The sequence below is a fragment of the Rhizobium sp. LEGMi-198b genome, from assembly GCF_054114205.1.
This window is the reverse complement of record NZ_JBSYVH010000002.1, coordinates 253448-270945: the sequence shown is the minus strand read 5'-3', so window position 1 is coordinate 270945 and position 17498 is coordinate 253448. Positions and strand designations below refer to the sequence as shown.

At 59.8% G+C, this 17498-nt stretch carries 19 protein-coding genes; 7 read left to right on the top strand and 12 right to left on the bottom strand.

Annotated features, from left to right (window positions below; all coding sequences use genetic code 11):
- Positions 1 to 165 precede the first annotated feature (165 nt).
- Both ACXHXG_RS08005 and ACXHXG_RS08000 read left to right on the top strand, forming a co-directional pair.
- Positions 166 to 996 (top strand): response regulator, encoded by an 831-nt coding sequence (locus ACXHXG_RS08005; protein WP_104823409.1) that lies wholly within the window; start codon positions 166 to 168, stop codon positions 994 to 996.
- Between the two features lie 204 nt (positions 997 to 1200).
- Positions 1201 to 2529, top strand: coding sequence for a diguanylate cyclase (locus tag ACXHXG_RS08000; RefSeq protein ID WP_104823408.1), 1329 nt, complete (start codon positions 1201 to 1203; stop codon positions 2527 to 2529).
- A 19-nt stretch (positions 2530 to 2548) separates the two neighbouring features.
- On the opposite strand, the gene ACXHXG_RS07995 is transcribed toward ACXHXG_RS08000, so the two are convergent.
- The 3 genes from ACXHXG_RS07995 to ACXHXG_RS07985 all read right to left on the bottom strand — a co-directional run bounded on the left by ACXHXG_RS07995 (position 2549) and on the right by ACXHXG_RS07985 (position 4396).
- Positions 2549 to 3568, bottom strand: a complete 1020-nt coding sequence (locus ACXHXG_RS07995) for a GlxA family transcriptional regulator (protein WP_348632693.1) — start codon at positions 3566 to 3568, stop codon at positions 2549 to 2551.
- A 301-nt stretch (positions 3569 to 3869) separates the two neighbouring features.
- Positions 3870 to 4076 carry a DUF1127 domain-containing protein gene (locus ACXHXG_RS07990; protein ID WP_457898965.1) on the bottom strand — a complete coding sequence of 69 codons (207 nt, stop codon included), beginning with the start codon at positions 4074 to 4076 and terminating at the stop codon, positions 3870 to 3872.
- 74 nt (positions 4077 to 4150) lie between these two features.
- Positions 4151 to 4396 carry a hypothetical protein gene (locus ACXHXG_RS07985; protein ID WP_104823405.1) on the bottom strand — a complete coding sequence of 82 codons (246 nt, stop codon included), beginning with the start codon at positions 4394 to 4396 and terminating at the stop codon, positions 4151 to 4153.
- Between the two features lie 77 nt (positions 4397 to 4473).
- Here ACXHXG_RS07985 and ACXHXG_RS07980 point away from each other — a divergent pair, with 77 nt between their 5' ends.
- Entirely contained in the window at positions 4474 to 5415 is a 942-nt protein-coding gene (locus tag ACXHXG_RS07980; protein ID WP_457898964.1) for a LysR family transcriptional regulator, read from the top strand.
- Positions 5416 to 5432: 17 nt separating this feature from the next.
- On the opposite strand, the gene ACXHXG_RS07975 is transcribed toward ACXHXG_RS07980, so the two are convergent.
- The 7 genes from ACXHXG_RS07975 to ACXHXG_RS07945 all read right to left on the bottom strand — a co-directional run bounded on the left by ACXHXG_RS07975 (position 5433) and on the right by ACXHXG_RS07945 (position 11756).
- Entirely contained in the window at positions 5433 to 7436 is a 2004-nt protein-coding gene (locus tag ACXHXG_RS07975) for an ASKHA domain-containing protein (RefSeq protein ID WP_457899494.1), read from the bottom strand.
- 45 nt (positions 7437 to 7481) lie between these two features.
- Positions 7482 to 7742 carry a hypothetical protein gene (locus tag ACXHXG_RS07970; protein ID WP_245463841.1) on the bottom strand — a complete coding sequence of 87 codons (261 nt, stop codon included), beginning with the start codon at positions 7740 to 7742 and terminating at the stop codon, positions 7482 to 7484.
- A 92-nt stretch (positions 7743 to 7834) separates the two neighbouring features.
- The gene (locus ACXHXG_RS07965) at positions 7835 to 8800 is read right to left on the bottom strand and encodes a methyltetrahydrofolate cobalamin methyltransferase (RefSeq protein ID WP_104823402.1); all 966 of its coding nucleotides are present in this window, start codon (positions 8798 to 8800) and stop codon (positions 7835 to 7837) included.
- Positions 8801 to 8905: 105 nt separating this feature from the next.
- On the bottom strand, positions 8906 to 10012 hold the full coding sequence (locus ACXHXG_RS07960) for a methylenetetrahydrofolate reductase (RefSeq protein ID WP_283050849.1): 1107 nt from the start codon (positions 10010 to 10012) through the stop codon (positions 8906 to 8908).
- Between the two features lie 3 nt (positions 10013 to 10015).
- Entirely contained in the window at positions 10016 to 10594 is a 579-nt protein-coding gene (locus ACXHXG_RS07955; protein ID WP_104823400.1) for a methylenetetrahydrofolate reductase C-terminal domain-containing protein, read from the bottom strand.
- Positions 10587 to 10889, bottom strand: a complete 303-nt coding sequence (locus ACXHXG_RS07950; protein WP_457898963.1) for a virulence factor — start codon at positions 10887 to 10889, stop codon at positions 10587 to 10589. Before ACXHXG_RS07950 ends, ACXHXG_RS07955 begins: the two co-directional genes overlap by 8 nt.
- A 228-nt stretch (positions 10890 to 11117) precedes the next feature.
- The gene (locus tag ACXHXG_RS07945; RefSeq protein WP_457898962.1) at positions 11118 to 11756 is read right to left on the bottom strand and encodes a DUF1638 domain-containing protein; all 639 of its coding nucleotides are present in this window, start codon (positions 11754 to 11756) and stop codon (positions 11118 to 11120) included.
- A 20-nt stretch (positions 11757 to 11776) separates the two neighbouring features.
- On the opposite strand from ACXHXG_RS07945, the gene ACXHXG_RS07940 reads away from it, so the two are divergent.
- On the top strand, positions 11777 to 11935 hold the full coding sequence (locus ACXHXG_RS07940; protein WP_283050846.1) for an entericidin domain-containing protein: 159 nt from the start codon (positions 11777 to 11779) through the stop codon (positions 11933 to 11935).
- A 63-nt stretch (positions 11936 to 11998) separates the two neighbouring features.
- On the opposite strand, the gene ACXHXG_RS07935 is transcribed toward ACXHXG_RS07940, so the two are convergent.
- Entirely contained in the window at positions 11999 to 12700 is a 702-nt protein-coding gene (locus tag ACXHXG_RS07935; RefSeq protein ID WP_104825124.1) for a corrinoid protein, read from the bottom strand.
- Positions 12701 to 12962: 262 nt separating this feature from the next.
- On the opposite strand from ACXHXG_RS07935, the gene ACXHXG_RS07930 reads away from it, so the two are divergent.
- The 3 genes from ACXHXG_RS07930 (at position 12963) to ACXHXG_RS07920 (ending at position 16150) form a co-directional block, all read left to right on the top strand.
- Entirely contained in the window at positions 12963 to 14543 is a 1581-nt protein-coding gene (locus ACXHXG_RS07930; RefSeq protein ID WP_104823396.1) for a trimethylamine methyltransferase family protein, read from the top strand.
- A 119-nt stretch (positions 14544 to 14662) separates the two neighbouring features.
- A complete protein-coding gene (locus ACXHXG_RS07925; RefSeq protein ID WP_457898961.1) occupies positions 14663 to 15331 on the top strand; it encodes a ferredoxin in 669 nt (222 codons plus the stop codon).
- A gap of 78 nt (positions 15332 to 15409) precedes the next feature.
- Positions 15410 to 16150, top strand: coding sequence for a phosphodiester glycosidase family protein (locus ACXHXG_RS07920; protein WP_457898960.1), 741 nt, complete (start codon positions 15410 to 15412; stop codon positions 16148 to 16150).
- Between the two features lie 7 nt (positions 16151 to 16157).
- Here the strand turns inward: ACXHXG_RS07920 and ACXHXG_RS07915 are convergent, their stop codons facing one another.
- Complete coding sequence (locus tag ACXHXG_RS07915) at positions 16158 to 17369, bottom strand: glycosyltransferase family 2 protein (protein ID WP_457898959.1); 1212 nt, start codon at positions 17367 to 17369, stop codon at positions 16158 to 16160.
- Between the last annotated feature and the right edge of the window lie 129 nt (positions 17370 to 17498).

Genomic DNA, 17498 nt, shown 5'->3' with positions numbered 1-17498 from the left:
AGGGCGGTTGACCTTGTCCGAGCGGCAACGTCCAGAGTGTAGTATATGAGAAGGCGGCCGGCGGTCGTCTTTTTCATTTATGGGAAACCAGTCGACTTAATAAATATTCAAGTGCTTTGCTGTAGAAGTTTCGAATGGGGCCGATTTCTATTAGCAGGTTTAATCATGCCATTTTTGGGTATTTCGGGAATGCAGTATTCCGGCGGCTCTCTTGCTGGAGCGCGCATTCTTCTCGCTGAGGACTCGAATGTCTTTACGTCGATGATCAGCACGAAGCTGAAGGAACTCTTCGATATCGACATCGAAATCTGCAGGAATTTCGAAGAGTTGCAGTTTGCTTACGACAAGTCGTCGGAGCCGATCCGGTTGGCGATCTCCAACATCAATCTGCCGGGGGCAGAAAAGGGCGAGGCGCTGGAATATCTGATCGATCTCAGCATCCCGACGATCGTTTTCACCGGCACGTTCCAGGAAGGCATGCGCGACGAACTGATTGCGAAGGATATTGTCGACTATATTCTCAAGGACAACATCTTCGCCGTCGATCTGCTGGCCGAGTCGATCTGCCGATTCCTGACCAATCATCGTCATCACGTGCTGATCGTCGACGACAGCGCCACGGCGCGTGCGCTGCTGTCCAGCCGTCTGAAGCGCTATAATTTCCGTGTCAGCGTCGCCGAGAACGGCACAAAGGCGCTGGAGATCCTGAAAGCCAATCGCGACATCGGCCTGATGGTTACCGACTACAACATGCCGGATATTGACGGTTTCGAACTGACGCGTCGCATTCGAGCCAGTATCGGTTCGCACGAGCTGCGCATCATCGGCGTTTCATCCTCTACCAATCGGCTCCTATCGGCGCGTTTTCTCAAGGCCGGCGGCAATGATTTCATCCTGCGGCCGTTCATCGACGAAGAATTCTATTGCCGCGTGAACCAAAACCTCGACACGCTGCTGCAGATCCAATCAATGCAGCAGGTAAAGTTGAGGGCCTGACATGGAGGAAGTAGGAACCGGGTGATGTTCAGAAATACAAAATATGAGGATAATTCATCTTCTTTGCAAGATTTCTGCAATCTCTGGTTCCAATTTCTTCACGAATCCTGTTCACGATGGAGTTGAGGGGCGGGCGTTCATCTCGCTCGCGATAGGCAGATGCGACCAGCGACTGCCGGGTAGTCTGGGAGGACGTGAAGGCAAATGGTGTTCCGCGTGGATTTCCTCAGCGATGGCCGTGGTCATCGCCGCGGCAGCCAGAAGATACTTCTGGTTGAAGATTCGCGCATGTTTTCTTCTGTCCTGTCCCACCGGTTCCAAACCGAACTCGGCCTCAGCGTTACCCATTGCGGCTCGCTGAAGGCACTGAATGAAGCGCTGGCGGAGGGGCACGGCTTCACTATGGCTGTGGTCGACCTCAATCTGCCGGATGCACCCCATGGCGAGGCACTGGATGTCGCTATCGCTCATCATATTCCGACCGTGGTTTTCACCGCGTCCTTCGACATGGACATGCGCAACCGCATCATGGAGCGCAGCATTGTCGATTATGTTCTGAAGAACAATGAATTCGCGCTCGACAATCTCGTTTCCACCGTACGGCGCGCCATCTCCAATCGCGGCACGCGGGTGCTGGTGGTAGATGATGTCCCATCGGCGCGGCGCGTGCTGGTGGAGCTTCTGGAGGCGCAGCAGTTCAAGGTGGCCGAAGCCGGTACTGGCGTCGAAGCCTTGGCAATGCTTGACGACTATGGCGACATCGAAGTGGTGGTGACCGACCATCACATGCCAGATATGGATGGTTACGAGCTGACCCGGCGTATTCGCCACCGCTACGGTTCGGATCGGATGCGGGTCGTCGGCATCTCCTCTTCAAACGACCGTCTGTTGTCGGCGATGTTCCTGAAGGCCGGCGCCAGCGATTTCATCTATCGTCCGTTTGTGGCCGAGGAGCTGCAATGCCGCATCGCGCACAATGTCGAAACGCTGATGCAGCTCAAGCAATTGCGCGCCGCCGCCGCAAGCGATTATCTGACAGGGCTCTATAACAGACGCTATTTCTACGATCACGGCCCGCGGATCGTCAACGAGTGCCTGCGCCATCATCGGCCGACCTCGGTCGCGATCCTCGACATCGATCATTTCAAGCATCTGAACGACACCTATGGCCATGAGATCGGCGACCAGGTGTTGAAGGCCGTCGCCGGCCGGCTTCATTCCCTGTTCGAAGGCAGCGAGAACCTGCTGTCGCGTCTCGGCGGCGAGGAATTCGCTATCCTGTTCACCGAGATGGATTCACGCGCTGCAACGGCTCTTTGCGACGAGGTGCGCGTCAATCTCTCCAATTTGAAGGTGAATGCGGACGACGAGGAATTGTCGGTGACCGTGTCGATCGGAGTGGCCGAGATTGCGGGCCATGAGGCGTTCGAGAACTATCTCAACGCCGCGGACCAGTTTCTCTATATGGCCAAGCACAAGGGCCGCAATCAGGTCTATTCTGACGCCAAGATGACGGAGGAAGCGGCGGAATAGCCGCCTCCGCCGGCCAAGCTCAGACGACGACGCCGGTGCGGTTGCTCGACATGGTGAGCTTGCGCTCGGCGCGCTCCTGCTGTGGCGAGCGGTTGTAGAGTTCGCGATAACACTTGGAGAAGTGCGAGGCGGAAACGAAACCGCAGGCAACCGCCACTTCCACGACCGGCATGGAGGACTGCACCAGCAGGTGACGTGCACGGTCGAGCCGGATTTCCAGATAGTAGCGCGCGGGAGAGCGGCCCATTTCCTGGCGGAAGAGGCGTTCGATCTGACGGCGCGAAAGGCCGGCATCGTCGGCGATCTCCAGCAGAGACAGGGGCTCGGCGAGATTGCTTTCCATCAGCTCGATGATCGACAGCACCTTGGCATTCTGGACACCCAGGCGCGCGCGCAGCGGCAGACGCTGGCGGTCGTGCGGGCTGCGGACACGGTCGGTAAGCTGCTGCTCACAGACGCGGTTGACAAGGTTTTCGCCGAAATCCTGGCCGATCAGGTTGAGCATCATGTCGAGCGAAGCGGTACCGCCGGCGCAGGTATAGAGATTGCTGTCGACCTCATAGAGGTCGGCATAGACTTCCGCCTGGGGGAAGCTTTCGGCAAAGCCGGGGAGATTTTCCCAGTGAATGGCGCAGCGCTTGCCGTTCAGGAGGCCGGCCTGGGCCAGTACATGAGCGCCCGTACAGAGGCTGCCGACGGCAACGCCGCGATTATACGTCTCGCGCAGCCAGGCATTGACCGACTTATTGTGGAACTCCTCGACATAAATGCCCGAACAGACGAGCACCATGTTGGGCCGGTTTTCACCGCCAAGATTGCGGCGCTCGTCGGCAAGCGACGAATTGACCTCGAGGCCGATGCCGCTGGAGGAATAAACCTTCTGGCCATCTGTCGAGGCCAGTCGCCACGTATAGGCGGGGTAACCGAGCATGCGGTTTGCAATCCGCAGCGTCTCGACCGCAGCGGAAAACGGCAGCATGGTAAAATGGGGAACGAGGAAGAAAACCAGGGAACGCGTCTTAATCGGAGTCTTGCTCATATCAGGAAAATCCATGCTCCACGACCATGCCGTATTCCTTGCGTCAAATGCGTCGGCTCGATGGTCCAATAGCGACATTGGCATGGAAAATAGCGGCCGCAAAGAGATATTTGTGCAAGCTCACTAAAATTGACGCTTTAAATAAAGCGGGCGAGGCGGGTAAGCAATTTCCTTAAACAACCAAATATATATTTCGACAATAATCAAAATAAAACCAAATACGCGTTTAGATGCATAAATGTTCGAAAGGCGACACCCGGCGTGGTTGAGCGTCGCCTTCAGAATTCAAAGCATATTGCGATCATCGCTGGACCTTGGAATTTTTGGCCTCATTGATGGCCGGCCAGCCAATGTCCTTGCGTATGTCGTCCGAAAGGGACTCGAGCTCGCGCTCGGAACGCCATTGCTGCCAGCGATCGACGATCCGCGTGATGAGCGGTACAAAAGTGGCGCTCGGCGGAAGCGAGCTATGCGTCCTGTCGGTGTGTCTATAGGTTATCGTGGTCATTTCAAGGTTCCTTCGGTTCTCAGATGCCCGAAAGGTCGCGACCTTTGCGAGCCAATATGGGGTTGCTTCACCTATCAATCAAGCGAATAGATTTTATAGCTGCCATTAGCATTCTTGAACGATCGCACGTTCGCGGGCTTCCGTTCGATGGCCGAAACTATGCGATCCGGCGGTAGGCCGCGGGCGTTGACATCGTCAATCAGATGCGCCGGGAAACGCGTTGCGATGTCATCGAGCGTGTGCTGCGCGGTGCGTTGAATTTCGCGGGCGCGCATGAGGTTGAACAAGCGAGAAGCCTCGCGAAGTGCTGTGCCAGCCATGGTCTTGCTCCTTTCGGCTGCCTCTATCAATTCCGTTAGACCTAATATGGTGCTTCGTTGACATTCAGACAAATGAAATGATATGGTGCTTAAAATCAGAAAAATTGAAGGATGCCGTTATGACCGTACCGTTTCGCCGGCCCATACCGTTGCTCGACAATGAAGTTCTGCGCACCTTCGTCGCCATTGCCGAAACCGGCAATTTTTCGACCGCCGCCGATGCGGTCTATCGCACGCCGTCCGCCGTCTCGATGCAGATCAAGAAGCTGGAAGAGCAGCTCGGCGTGACGTTGTTCCTGCGCGACGCACGCTCCGTCAGCCTGACGCAGCATGGCGAAATGCTGCTTTCCTATGCTCGCAACATCTTGGCTCTATCCAACGAGGCCGTGTCGCGCTTCATCATGCCGGAGCTTAGCGGCGTCGTGCGGCTCGGCGCGCCCGACGATATCGGTGAGCGCCTGCTGCCGAGCATTTTGAGGAGTTTTTCGGAGAGCTATCCGGGCATCATGGTCGATGTTACCGTCGACATGAGTCTTCAGTTGAAGAAGCGCATCGAGGAGCAGCGGCTGGATTTGGCCCTGATCAACTGCGCGACGCGGCCTTTCCCGACCGAGGGCGAGGTTATCTATACCGAGCGCTTGGTCTGGGCCGGCGCAAAATGCGGTACGGCTTACCGCCGCGATCCATTGCCGATCTCGATTTGGGAAGACGGCTGCATCTGGCGATCGGAGGCCTTGGCGCAGCTTGAGCGGCAGAAGCGGCCATATCGTGTTTCCTACCTCAGCGCCCATACGATGGCGCAGCGCGCCGCCGTGGTTTCGGACTTGGCGGTGGCGCCGTTCCCGCGCTCGTACGTCACGGAGGATATGGAAATCCTTGGACCGAACGAAGGACTGCCGGAGCTCACATCCTTCGACATTCGCCTGCTGACGGCATCGCAGATGACAGGGCCGATGAAGGCGGTGGCCGACAGCATCCGGCAGGCGTTCATAGAGATCGGGCGGAAAATGGCCGCATAACTGCTGCCGGTCGCGTATTACTCGCGGCTGCGGCGGCGTCTGCGGCCGCCGCCTTCGCCGCTGGCATCATCAGCAAGTTGCTTGCGTTCCGGCAATGTCACGACCTTCGACAGTTCCGGAAAGGCGTCGACCTTGTTCGGCAAGGCCATGGCGTGGACGAAATGCTCCTGAAACTTTGATTCAAGCGCCGTCTCTATCTTTTCGATCTTGCTGACGGTTTCCTCGATTTCGCGGCGGTGGCCGCGGTTGAGGAGCGCCATGCGCGCGCCAGTGCCGGCGGCGTTGCCGACGGCCTTCACCTTGTCGAGGACGCAGTCCGGGATCAAGCCGAGCACCATTGCGTATTTCGGGTCGATGAAGGTGCCGAAGGCGCCGGCAAGGCCGATGCGGTCGACATGGTCGACGCCCTGCTTGTCCATCAGCAGCTTGACGCCGGCATAAAGGGCGGCCTTGGCGAGCTGAATGGCGCGGATATCGTTCTGCGTCACCGTGATGCGGGGTTCGCCGTCGCGCACGAGATAGGAGAAGGTGCGGCCGTTCTGCAGGATGCGCGGCGAGCGTGCCGTCATGCTGCCGTCGACGACGCCATCTTCGGAGATGATGCCGGTCAGGAACATCTCGGCGACCACCTCGATGATGGCCGAGCCGCAAATGCCGGTGACCCCGACTGTGGCGGCGGCCTCCGCAAAACCGGGTTCGTCCGACCATGATTCGATGCCGATGACACGGTAGCGCGGCTCCAGCGTGATGGGATCGATCCGAACGCGCTCGATGGCGCCGGGAGCGGCGCGTTGGCCGCTGGAAATCTCGGCGCCTTCGAAGGCTGGGCCGGTCGGTGAGGAGGCTGCGACGACACGATTGCTGTTGCCGAGCACGATTTCAGCGTTCGTGCCGATATCGACCAGCAGCATCATTTCGTCCTGCCGGTGCGGCCCCTCGGCCAGCGTTGCCGCTGCAGCATCGGCGCCAACATGGCCGGCGATGCAGGGCAACATATAGACGCGTGTGCCGGCATTCATCGGCAGGCCGACGTCCGTCGCGGTCAGATGCACGGCGCCGGAGACGGCGAGGGCGAAGGGCGCGCCGCCGAGCTCTGTCGGATCGATGCCGAGGAAAAGGTGGTGCATGATCGGATTGCCGACGAAGACCGCGTCCAGAATGTCCTGGCGCGATACGCCGCCATCGGCGCAGACTTTGTCGATCAGTCCGTTCAGCGCTTCGCGCACGGCGTTGGTCATGGCGCCGCGCCCGTCCGGATTCATCATCACATACGAAACGCGGCTCATAAGATCTTCGCCAAAGCGGATCTGCGGGTTGGACGCGCCCGCGGATGCCACCGTTCGGCCCGACAACAGCGAAGAGAGATGCATGGCGATCGTCGTCGAGCCGATGTCGCAGGCAATCCCGTAGGCTTCATTCTTCAGTCCTGGATAAAGCGCGATCAGGCGCGGATGGTCGCCCTCCTGATCCCGGTGGATCGCGGCCGTAACCTTCCACTCGCCCTTGCGCAGGGTCGATTGCACCTGCGGGATGATATGGAAATCGACTTCGAGATTGTCGTATTTCCAGTCGGCGGCCAATGCGGCTTTCAGCCGGTCGAGATCGCCGGATGGTTTGTGCATGTCCGGTTCTTCGACCTCGACATAGCACATATGCACGGCCGTATCGCGGGCAATGACGCGTTCGTCGGCGGCCTTGCGGACCACCTGCGCGTTGATCACCGTATCCTGCGGTACGTCTATGACCAGATCGCCCTGGATCAGGGCCGAACAGGAGAGGCGGCGCCCATCCGGCAAGTCGCGGACTTCGGCGTAGCGCCTTTCCTTGGGGCCGATCGGCGAAAGATGGTCGTTGGCGGAGACGATCTTGTGCTTGGCGAAATTGCCTTCCTGCACGGACACCTGGCAGCGTCCGCATGTCGCGCGGCCGCCGCAGACGCTCTCGACATAGACACCAAGCTGCCGTGCTGCCTCCAGCACCGGTGTGCCGACCGCAAAACGGCCACGCTTGCCGGAGGGCATGAAGAGAACGAGGGGATTCGTGCTGTCGCTGGCTTGGGCCACGGATCAGTCTTTCTGTCTGGTGAGGCGGCGCACGTTCGAGCGAACGCGCGCGCTGTAAGGCTTGACGGCGGCTTGGGCCACCGCATCGGCAGCGCGACGCGATGAGGCGCTGCCGCCCTTTGCCATTGCTGTTATCGCCATGACGCTCTGTTGGGTGATGGCTATGTTGGCGGCGACGGCGCTTTCCGCCGCCGCCATCATCTTTTCCGAGATCATCCGGTTGAATTCCGCGGTGTTCAAAGTACCGCCGGTCATCGCTGCCATCCATATTTGCTGCGTGCGCATTGCAATTACGATGGGCGCCTGGAGCCACAACGTCGCAAGATCGTTGGAAAGCCGGCTGCTCGGATACATCGTTATTCCCTCGCTGCGCTTGCCCCAGCGCGGGCCGCGCGTCCACCACGCCGACCGCCGCCCGCTGCCGGCGCCGCCGTGGCGGCTGCTGCCGCGCCACCCTCTGCCGGCTTATAGTCGCGATAGGTCATGATCCAGTTGGTGCAATTCGCGTCGGTGCCGTTCAGCACGTTGGCGGCGCGCACGGCTTCCATTTCCTGCGGGCGGCACGGGTTCATGATCGCCGAGGTCATGCCAGCACCGATCACCATCGGGATGAAGCCGGCGTTGATGCCATGGCGGTGCGGCAGGCCGAAGGAAATGTTGGAGAGGCCGCAGGTGGTGTTGACCTTCAGCTCGTTGCGCAGGCGGTGTAGCAGCGCGAAGACCTGACGGCCGGCGTCGCCCAGCGCACCGATCGGCATGACGAGCGGATCGACGACGATGTCATGCGGCTTGATGCCGTGATCCATGGCGCGTTCGACGATCTTCTTGGCGACGGCGAAGCGAACATCGGGGTCCATGGAAATGCCGGTCTCGTCATTGGAAATGGCGACGACGGGCACGTCGTACTTTTTCACCAGCGGCAGGATGGCTTCAAGCTTTTCCTCCTCGCCGGTCACGGAGTTGACCAGCGGCCGGCCCTTGGCGACTTTCAGCGCCGCTTCGATAGCGGCCGTCACCGAGCTATCGATCGACAGCGGCACGTCGACGAGGCCCTGAACGATTTCCAGCGTCTGCACCAGCAGGCCCGGCTCGGTCTCGTTCGGATTGACCGAAGTGACGCCGGCGTTGACGTCGAGCATGGTCGCGCCAGCGGCTACCTGTTCCAGCGCGTCCTTGATGACCGTATCGAAATTGCCCTCGATCATCTCGGCGGCCAGCTTTTTGCGCCCCGTCGGGTTGATGCGTTCGCCAATCACGCAAAAGGGTTGGTCGAAACCGATGATGATTTCGCGAGTGGCTGAAGCAACGATGGTGCGCGTCATGTCTGATCCTTTGGTCAGTTGGCCCGATAGAGGTGGTCTATCGTGCGATGATTTCGGTTACAAGCCAGGCCGGCTCCTCCGCGGGCCTGTTGCGAATATTCTCGTTCAATGCGTCTGGTGCGGCGGATGATGGGCGGCGGCTTCGGCCATTTGCTGCTGGTTCTCCTCCATGCCGCCGCGGATATGCTCCAGCCGCTCGGCGACGAGGTCATCGGTGCGGCTTGCCTCGTGCTTCCAAGGCTGGCGACCTTTCAGGACGCCTGATTCATGCACCATCTCGGCGACATATTCTTCCTGGCGATAGGCCATGACGTGGATGCCGGAAACGCCCGCAATCTCCTTCACCTCATTGATGATGTCGATGCAGAGCTGCTTGCCTTCCTTCTTCTGATCCTGAGCACCTTCGAGGCGCTTGATCACGGCGTCCGGAATATGCACGCCCGGCACGTTCGAGCGCATCCAACGCGCGGTTTTGGCGGAGGCCAGTGGTCCGACACCGACGAGGATGAAGCATTTCTCATCCAGACCGAGATCCCTGACCTTGTTCATATAGTCGCGGAACATCGGCACGTCGTAGCAATACTGGCTTTGGACGAACTGCGCGCCGGCCTCGATTTTCTTCGCCAGGCGATAGGGCCGAAAGTCGTAGGGCGGCGCAAAGGGATTGATAGCTGCGCCGAGAAAGACTTTCGGCGGAGACGTCAGCTTACGGCCTGAGAGGAACTTGGCGTTGTCGCGCATGATGCGCACGGTTTCGAGCAGCGACATGCAGTCGAGATCGAAAACCGGTTTGGCGCCCGGCTGGTCGCCGGCCTGCACGCCGTCGCCGGTCAGGCACATGATGTTGCAGACGCCCATGGCGGCAGCGCCCAGCACGTCGCCTTGAATGGCGATGCGGTTCTTGTCGCGGCAGGCGATCTGCATGATCGGCGCATAGCCCATGCGCGTCAGCAGCGCGCAGATGCCGACCGAGGACATGTGGCAATTGGCGCCGGAGGCATCGACCGCGTTGATCCCGTCCACCCAGCCATCGAAGATCGAGGCGCGTTCGTAGACGTCTTCGGGGTTGGCGCTGTCGGGCGGGTTCAGCTCTGCCGTGACGGCGAACTCGCCGCGACGCAACACGCGCTCCAGTCGCCCAAGCGAGGAATGGCCGGGCAGGGGATCGAGCGGCAGATGCGCGCCAAGCGGATTTTCATCAATATGCGCCATCGATCAGGCTTCCTTCTTCGTCGCTTCGCGCGCTGCCGCAGCTTCCGCCGTCACGCGCAGCCACGAGGATGTTTCGCGCAGCGACTGGTTCACCGGCTTCTGCACATTCAAGATCGCGTCCCCATTGACCATGTTGCGCGAGCCGTTCCAGGCCTGCACCCAGACGCAGGGCATGTCGGGCTCGACTTCGCAATTGCCATTGGCGCGCACGCCGCCACAAGGTCCGTTGCGCAACTGCTTCGGACAGTTCATCGGACAGGACATGCCGGTCGACGACAATGCGCATTGGCCGCACATGCGGCAATCGAAGAGAAAACCTTTCACATTGCGCTCGATCACGGTGATCGGCCGTTCGACGCGCCCATAGCCGATCGCCTTCCAGAGCGGATGCAGCAGGAGGAAGGCGTCGGCGAAGCGATGATAAAACCACTCGAGGAAGCGCGAATGACGCACGGCCCAGAGACGGACGGTGTATTTGCGACGGGCGCGGCGGTTCGGCGAAACACCTGATGGCGTATAGGCGCCGCTGGCTGCCTTCGCACCCGCTGCGGCATTGCCGGGTTTCTGGACAGCATCAGCCATTGTCACGGCCTCCGGCCTTCACCAATGCCACCAGGCGCTCACGATCATAGGCGGCTTCGAGTTCGCTTGCGGCGCTGTTGGCCTCTGCCTCCAGATCGTCGGAAACCGGCACGGGATCGGCCTTGCGCCATTCGGCCAGATAATCGTCGGTCTCGGCAGCGCCGGTGCGCATGGCGCACATGTCGATCGCTTCAGTGAAGCGCAGTGACAATTCGCGCTTCGCCGTTTGCCGTCCTTTCTTGATGATGACCTGGGCGGGAATGTCCCGCCAGTAGACGACAATGCGATCTGCCATGCAAAATTCTCCTCTTTGTACAAGAATGCACGTCCGCCGGTCTGGGGACTGCGCTTGCGGCGACGCGGCCCATGCCAAAAAACGACGCGGTGTCGAAACCGTCTTCGCAACCGCAACCTCTAGTCACCTCTAGGTGACATCGTCTTGTTTTTCGGTGGGATTTGAAGCTTTCAGCATGAGCGCGTCCCGGGGCCGCCGCAAGTGGGGAGGCGGAAAACAATGTCGTAATCAGACCGCCAGCAATTCGCGGGCGAGGTCGCCATAGCCGGTGAAGCGGTATTCGTAGTCGAGGCCGAGATAGGCTGCCGCCGCCTTCGCCTTTTCCTGCAGCGCCGGATCCTCTTCCTGCGAGAGATAGACGACCTTCCGGTAATTGCCGAAATACATTTCCTTCAGCTCCGGATGGCGGTCGAGACCGAGCGGCACTATGACGAAGGCTTCGAACTGGCGGGCCAGAAAATCGGTAAGGAAAAACGAGGTGATGTCGTCATCGCGAACGGCAAAAGCGTCGTTGCCGCTGAAGAAGGAATAGCAGTGCGGGCCGGAGAGGCGCTCGATACCTTCGCGCTCGCAGATCCTGTCGATATCGCCACCCGTGCCGCAATCGGCATAGCCGATGAAAATCTTCTCGAAGCCGCGCGAGCGGGCATCCGCAATCGCGTCTTTAAGCGCGGGTGCGATCTTCTGTGGATAGGAGTGATAGATGGCGGGAAGACAGTGCAGGTCGATATGATCGAGGCTATTAATTCTGGCGATCGCCAATATTTCGCGCGCGATTGCACCGCACGCGATCACATGAACCTTTTGAGCGATTGTGCGTTTATCTCGCGGAGTCGTTGTCTCCGCCTTTTGTCGATCAATATCCATTTCCGAAAGGGCTTCCGATCATGACTACACCGACACTGACCAAAATCGCCGCCGCCTGCGCGATCCTCATGGCGCTCGCTTCATGCGCCAACACAATTCGCGGCATGGGCAGAGATACCGCCAACGCCGTCAACGCGACCCAGGATGCCGGCCATAAGGTCAAGAAGGCGGCTCAATAACTGATTTGGTGTGCCGATCGGCCGGCGGCAACCCTGTGGATGCCGCCGCCTTAGCATTCGTGATTAGGCGCTGGCAGCGTGGCTGTTGTGCTTGCGCTTCATAAAGTCCTTGGCGGTTTCGACCGCGACGGCCGCGTCACGGCAGTAGGCATCGGCACCGACAGCCTTGCCGAACTCTTCGTTCAACGGCGCACCGCCGACGAGGACCACGTAATCGTCCCGCATGCCCTTTTCCTTGAGCGTGTCGATGACAACCTTCATGTAGGGCATCGTCGTCGTCAGCAGCGCCGACATGCCGAGAATATCGGGCTGTTCACGCTCGATGGCGTCGAGATAGTTTTCGACCGGATTGTTGATGCCGAGGTCGATGACATCGAAACCAGCGCCTTCCATCATCATGCCGACGAGGTTCTTGCCGATGTCGTGAATGTCGCCCTTGACGGTGCCGATCACCATCTTGCCGAGCTTCGGCGCACCGGTCTCGGCCAGAAGCGGCCGCAGGATCGACATGCCGGCCTTCATCGCATTGGCGGAAAGCAGCACTTCGGGAACGAAGAGAATGCCATCGCGAAAGTCGATGCCGACGATGCGCATGCCTTCGACAAGCGCCTGGGTCAGGATATCGTAAGGCGTCCAGCCACGTTCGAGGAGGATATTGGTCGCTTCCTCGATTTCCTCCTTCAGTCCGTCATAGAGGTCATCGTGCATCTGCTGCACGAGTTCCTCGTCCGAAAGTTCCGCGAGAATGATTTCATCGTCAGACATGCGCTCCATCCCGTTTTCGTGCGATGCATCAGGGGTTTGTATAAAACACTGCTATCATTACCGATAGACCCGAAGCCTAACAAAACCCTTTTCGAAAGCGACGTAGTGCAGATAAATCGCGACGGATGGACATGAAGCAATTTCGCCCCACCCATGTCTGTCCTATGCTAGTCGCTGGCGCATAAAGGAATGTCCGTGCGACGGAATCGGGTAGCATGGGGCAATGTACAGACGCATTCATGCGCAAGAGTGAGGAAGCATCATGGACGATATGATTGAGCAACCGGCCGCAGGCGGCGATGGTGGCGGACGGCGTTCGCGCGGCGAGGGAAGAGGTGCGGCCGCGCGGCGCGCATCGCGCAGCGGCGGCGGGCCAGGTCCGTCGCTTCCATATATTACCCGCAAGATCGGCGTCTACGAAGTATTGGACGAAGAGGGCCTGCAGCTTATCGAGCGCAATGCCGATAAGGTGCTCGAGGAAATCGGCATTGAGTTTCGCGACGATGCGGAAGCGTTGGCGCTCTGGAAGGAAGCCGGCGCCGACGTCAAGGGGCAGCGGGTCCATTTCCCCAAGGGGCTTTGCCGCGAACTCTTGAAGACCGCGCCGAAGGAGTTCACCTGGAACGCGCGCAACAGCGCCCGCAACGCCCATGTCGGCGGCAAGGGGACGATTTTCGCGCCGGTCTACGGACCGCCCTTCGTCCGCGATCTCGAAGGCAATCGCCGTTACGCGACGATCGAGGATTTCCGCAATTTCGTGAAGCTCGCCTATATGGCGCCGTCGATCCATTCGTCGGGCGGCACGGTCTGCGAGCCGGTCGACATTCCCGTCAACAAGCGCCATCTCGATATGGTCTACAGCCATATCAAATATTCCGATAAGCCGTTCATGGGCTCGGTCACCGCGCCGGAACGCGCCGAAGACACGGTCGCCATGGCGAAGATCGTCTTCGGCGATGATTTCGTCGAAAACAATTGCGTCACGCTGAACCTGATCAACGCCAACTCGCCGATGGTGTTCGACGAGACCATGCTCGGCGCATTGAAGGTCTATGCACGGCACAACCAGGCTTCTGTCGTTTCGCCCTTCATCCTCTCCGGAGCGATGAGCCCGGTGACGGTTGCCGGCACGCTGACGCAGATCCTGGCCGAAGTTCTGGCCGGCGCTTCCTTCACGCAGTTGATCCGTAAGGGATCGCCGGTGCTCTACGGCACCTTCGCTGCGTCCATCTCCATGCAGTCGGGCGCGCCGACCTTCGGCACGCCGGAACCATCGCTGGTTTCCTACGGTTCGGCCCAGCTTGCCCGCCGTCTCGGCCTGCCGTTCCGTACCGGCGGTTCGCTCTGCGCCTCCAAGGTGCCGGATGCGCAGGCGGCGCATGAATCGGCCAACACGCTGAACATGACGCTGCTTGCCGGCACGAATTTCGTGCTGCATGCCGCCGGCTGGCTCGAAGGCGGCCTCGTCTCGTCCTACGAGAAGTTCATGATCGACCAGGACCAGCTCGGCATGATGCAGAAAATGGCCGAGGGCGTCGATCTTTCGGAAAATGGCCAGGCGCTGGATGCGATCCGCGAAGTCGGTCCCGGCAGCCACTATCTCGGCTGCGGCCATACGCAGGCCAATTTCCAGACGGCCTTCTACCGTTCGGCACTGGCTGACAATAACTCCTTCGAGCAGTGGGAAATTGAGGGCCAGAAGCGCGTCGAGGAACGTGCCAATGCGCTTTGCCGCTCCTGGCTCGACCACTACGAAGCACCGCCGCTGGATCCTGCGATCGATGAGGCGCTGCTGGCCTACATCCAGAAGCGTAAGGATTCGATGCCGGACGCTTTCACCTGAAGAGAGCCCGAGGCCGCCAGGGAGCAAGGCGGCGCGGTACGCGTCGCCGATCTGATTCAGAAAGAGGTCTGGCGGCCGCACTATCAATATAAGGGGCCGCGATGAGCGGCGGCTCCGTCATGGTTGATGAACTCCGTGCGGCGCTTGCTCCGCACGGAGTTTTTGTTCGCGGGACGGTTACCTTCGGCGAAGGTGAGGGGCCGCTACTAGCCGATGGGATGCCGGCACGGAGCGTGATCCTGCTCGGCAATATCGGCGGCTCGATCTGGGAGCCGTTTTCCCGGTGGCGGCAATCGTCCGAAAGTGCCGACCGCAACGATCCGCTGGACGAGTGGTCGAAGGCAGTCATACGGCCTATCGCCGCAGCATTCGAGGCGACAGCCTATTTCCCCTCCGATCCGCCGTGGCAGCCCTTTCAGCGATGGGCAATGCAGGCGGAGGGCTTGAAGGCATCGCCGCTCGGCATCCTGATCCATCCGGACTATGGCCTATGGCACGGCTATCGCGGTGCGCTCGGGTTTGCCGCTGTGATTGAAGGGGCAGGGATGGCCGTTACGCATCCCTGCGACCATTGTGCCGAAAAGCCGTGCCTGACCGCCTGTCCCGTCGACGCCGTTGCGTCCACCGGCTTCGATGTTGCGGCCTGTCGGTCGCATCTCCGCACGGACACAGGGAAAACCGGCTGCATGGCAGGTGGTTGCCTGGCGCGCAATGCCTGTCCGGTGGGCTCGGCCTACCGCTATTCGCAGGCGCAGCGCGCCTTTCACATGGCGGCACTTAAGCCCTAAAAAGACGAGCAATTTCCTTCTTTTGCCGCATTTCCGTTGCGCTCTAATGTTTGAGAAATTCGCTGCGGAGTTGTGCGCTTGATCCGATTGCTGATAGCCCTTGCCCTGCTCGCCTGCGCCACCACGGCTTTTGCCGATGAGGCCTGCCGCAAGGTCCTGCATCTCGGCGACAGCTACACGGTCTGCACCTTCGATCCTTCAATCGACGGCATCCGGCTCTATCAGAACGACCGTAGCGGCAAGCCCTATGGTTCGTTCCGGGCGCTGGAAGACGATCTGCGCCAGGACCGCATTTATGTTCGATTTGCCATGAATGGCGGCATGTACCGGGACGATCAGTCGCCGGTGGGCCTCTATATCGAAGAAGGTAGGCAGCAGAGAGCGATCAACGTCAACAAGGGATGGGGCAATTTTCATCTGCTGCCGAACGGCGTGTTCTACATTCAGCCGGGCCATGCCGGCATCATGGAGAGCAAGGCCTTCGTGGCTTCCGGCATCAAGCCGTTCTACGCAACGCAATCCGGCCCGATGCTCGTGATCGACGGCAAGCTGCATCCGTCGTTCCTGGCAGACAGCACCAGTTTCAAGACACGCAACGGCGTCGGCGTTTCGGCGGACGGCAAGGTGATCTTCGCCGTGTCCGACGGCGCCGTCCGCTTCCACGATTTCGCGACCTTGTTCCGTGATGATCTCGGCTGCGCCAATGCTCTCTTCCTCGACGGCAGCATCTCCAGCCTCGATATACCGGAATGGCAGAGACGGGACGAATTATTCCCGCTCGGCCCGATTATCGCGGTCACGGCGTTGCTGCCGGACTGAGGAAGCCTCAAACGAACTGTTCGATATAGGTGAGGATATCGAACAACCCATCCTTGGGACCGGGATTGGCCGGAAAGTTCTGGGTGAAGCGAAGGAAAGCCCTTGGCTTGTCGGACCTATCGAGTTGCGGAGCTTCCCGGCTTAAGCGTTCCCGGATCGATGGCGGCAGAAGATTGATCGTCGTGTCGTCGACGATCGGCTCGACAATCACTGGTTCGCCATTGAATGCGATTGCTTCCGTTGCGGCGGTCGCGATGCCGGCGAGCTTGCGGATCTGATCGTAGGATTCCGGCGGCAGCGGCGCGGGGTGATAGGCCGCCATGCGATGATACATGATGTAAGCCTCGACCCAATTTTGCGCGTTGACATGCAGGCGCATCGCAACCGCCTGACGCTGTAGCATGAATTGCGTGATGCGCTGCATCAGGGACGTCCGGTACTCGGCGGGAAGCCGGCCGTCGCGAAGGGCTTGCGAGGCAAGATATTCCAGGCCGCCCCTATAGCTATCCCATTGGAACATGCATTCCTTGTTGCCCTGCTGCAGGCGCGGGTCATCGGAAACTGCCGTCACGCGCGCGAAGGGTTCCGGCATGAAGAGGATGTCGGCCTTGTCGAGCGCGCGGGTCGTATAGAGAAATGCCCAGAAGATGAAAGGCGTCGGGCTGGAGATGGCCTTGGCCAGAACATCGCGCCTGATGATCATGAACTCTGGGAAGACGTGCCGCTCCAGAATGAATTCCAGCATCGAATGGAAATCGCCCTTCGCGTGACGCGTCGGGTAGGGCAGGTGATAAAAGGGTTGCATGTCTCCGCCACCCGGCCGGCCGTCGACGAGCATCCACGGCGCCTGCACCACGCCGATCCGCTGGTCGTCCGTCATCAAGCGGATATATTCGACGACCTTTTCCGGAATGAGCAGGTCATCGTCGCCAAGGAAAACCGCGTACTGGCCGCGGGCGCGCTGCATAGCGAAGGCATAATTGCTGAGAAAACCGGCATTGCTTGCGCGCCGGTAGGCGTTGATTTCCGGATGATGCGAGATGGATTGCACATAGGCAGCGGTATTGTCGGTGGAGCAGTCGTCGACGATCACGATCTCGAAGGGAATGCCGAGCCGGCGAAAGGCCTCCAGGTGGAAGCTTACATTGCGCTCAAGCATGAACTGCCGATTGTAGGTCGGAACGCAGATCGAAAGGACGGGGGATTCAATAGAGGACATCGACTTCTCCAGGGGCATCGGCGCGATTCGGAGCGCAAGCTTCGCCGTTGGATAGGAGAGATTGCTTTCGTGGGGCTGTCCTTGTCCGCCCTTGACCCCCTTAAGCCGTGCCGCACGGGGGCATCGATC

Bases quoted from the DNA above. Each gene is read 5' to 3' on its own strand.
- ACXHXG_RS07915 (WP_457898959.1), bottom strand. From the start codon at position 17,369: ATGTCCTCTATTGAATCCCCCGTCCTTTCGATCTGCGTTCCGACCTAC.
- ACXHXG_RS07935 (WP_104825124.1), bottom strand. From the start codon at position 12,700: ATGTCTGACGATGAAATCATTCTCGCGGAACTTTCGGACGAGGAACTC.
- ACXHXG_RS07965 (WP_104823402.1), bottom strand. From the start codon at position 8,800: ATGACGCGCACCATCGTTGCTTCAGCCACTCGCGAAATCATCATCGGT.
- ACXHXG_RS07995 (WP_348632693.1), bottom strand. From the start codon at position 3,568: ATGAGCAAGACTCCGATTAAGACGCGTTCCCTGGTTTTCTTCCTCGTT.
- ACXHXG_RS07940 (WP_283050846.1), top strand. From the start codon at position 11,777: ATGACTACACCGACACTGACCAAAATCGCCGCCGCCTGCGCGATCCTC.
- ACXHXG_RS07985 (WP_104823405.1), bottom strand. From the start codon at position 4,396: ATGGCTGGCACAGCACTTCGCGAGGCTTCTCGCTTGTTCAACCTCATG.
- ACXHXG_RS07950 (WP_457898963.1), bottom strand. From the start codon at position 10,889: ATGGCAGATCGCATTGTCGTCTACTGGCGGGACATTCCCGCCCAGGTC.
- ACXHXG_RS07930 (WP_104823396.1), top strand. From the start codon at position 12,963: ATGGACGATATGATTGAGCAACCGGCCGCAGGCGGCGATGGTGGCGGA.
- ACXHXG_RS07970 (WP_245463841.1), bottom strand. From the start codon at position 7,742: ATGGCAGCGATGACCGGCGGTACTTTGAACACCGCGGAATTCAACCGG.
- ACXHXG_RS08000 (WP_104823408.1), top strand. From the start codon at position 1,201: ATGGTGTTCCGCGTGGATTTCCTCAGCGATGGCCGTGGTCATCGCCGC.
- ACXHXG_RS07990 (WP_457898965.1), bottom strand. From the start codon at position 4,076: ATGACCACGATAACCTATAGACACACCGACAGGACGCATAGCTCGCTT.
- ACXHXG_RS07945 (WP_457898962.1), bottom strand. From the start codon at position 11,756: ATGGATATTGATCGACAAAAGGCGGAGACAACGACTCCGCGAGATAAA.
- ACXHXG_RS07955 (WP_104823400.1), bottom strand. From the start codon at position 10,594: ATGGCTGATGCTGTCCAGAAACCCGGCAATGCCGCAGCGGGTGCGAAG.
- ACXHXG_RS07975 (WP_457899494.1), bottom strand. From the start codon at position 7,436: ATGCCCTCCGGCAAGCGTGGCCGTTTTGCGGTCGGCACACCGGTGCTG.
- ACXHXG_RS07960 (WP_283050849.1), bottom strand. From the start codon at position 10,012: ATGGCGCATATTGATGAAAATCCGCTTGGCGCGCATCTGCCGCTCGAT.
- ACXHXG_RS07925 (WP_457898961.1), top strand. From the start codon at position 14,663: ATGGTTGATGAACTCCGTGCGGCGCTTGCTCCGCACGGAGTTTTTGTT.
- ACXHXG_RS07980 (WP_457898964.1), top strand. From the start codon at position 4,474: ATGATATGGTGCTTAAAATCAGAAAAATTGAAGGATGCCGTTATGACC.
- ACXHXG_RS08005 (WP_104823409.1), top strand. From the start codon at position 166: ATGCCATTTTTGGGTATTTCGGGAATGCAGTATTCCGGCGGCTCTCTT.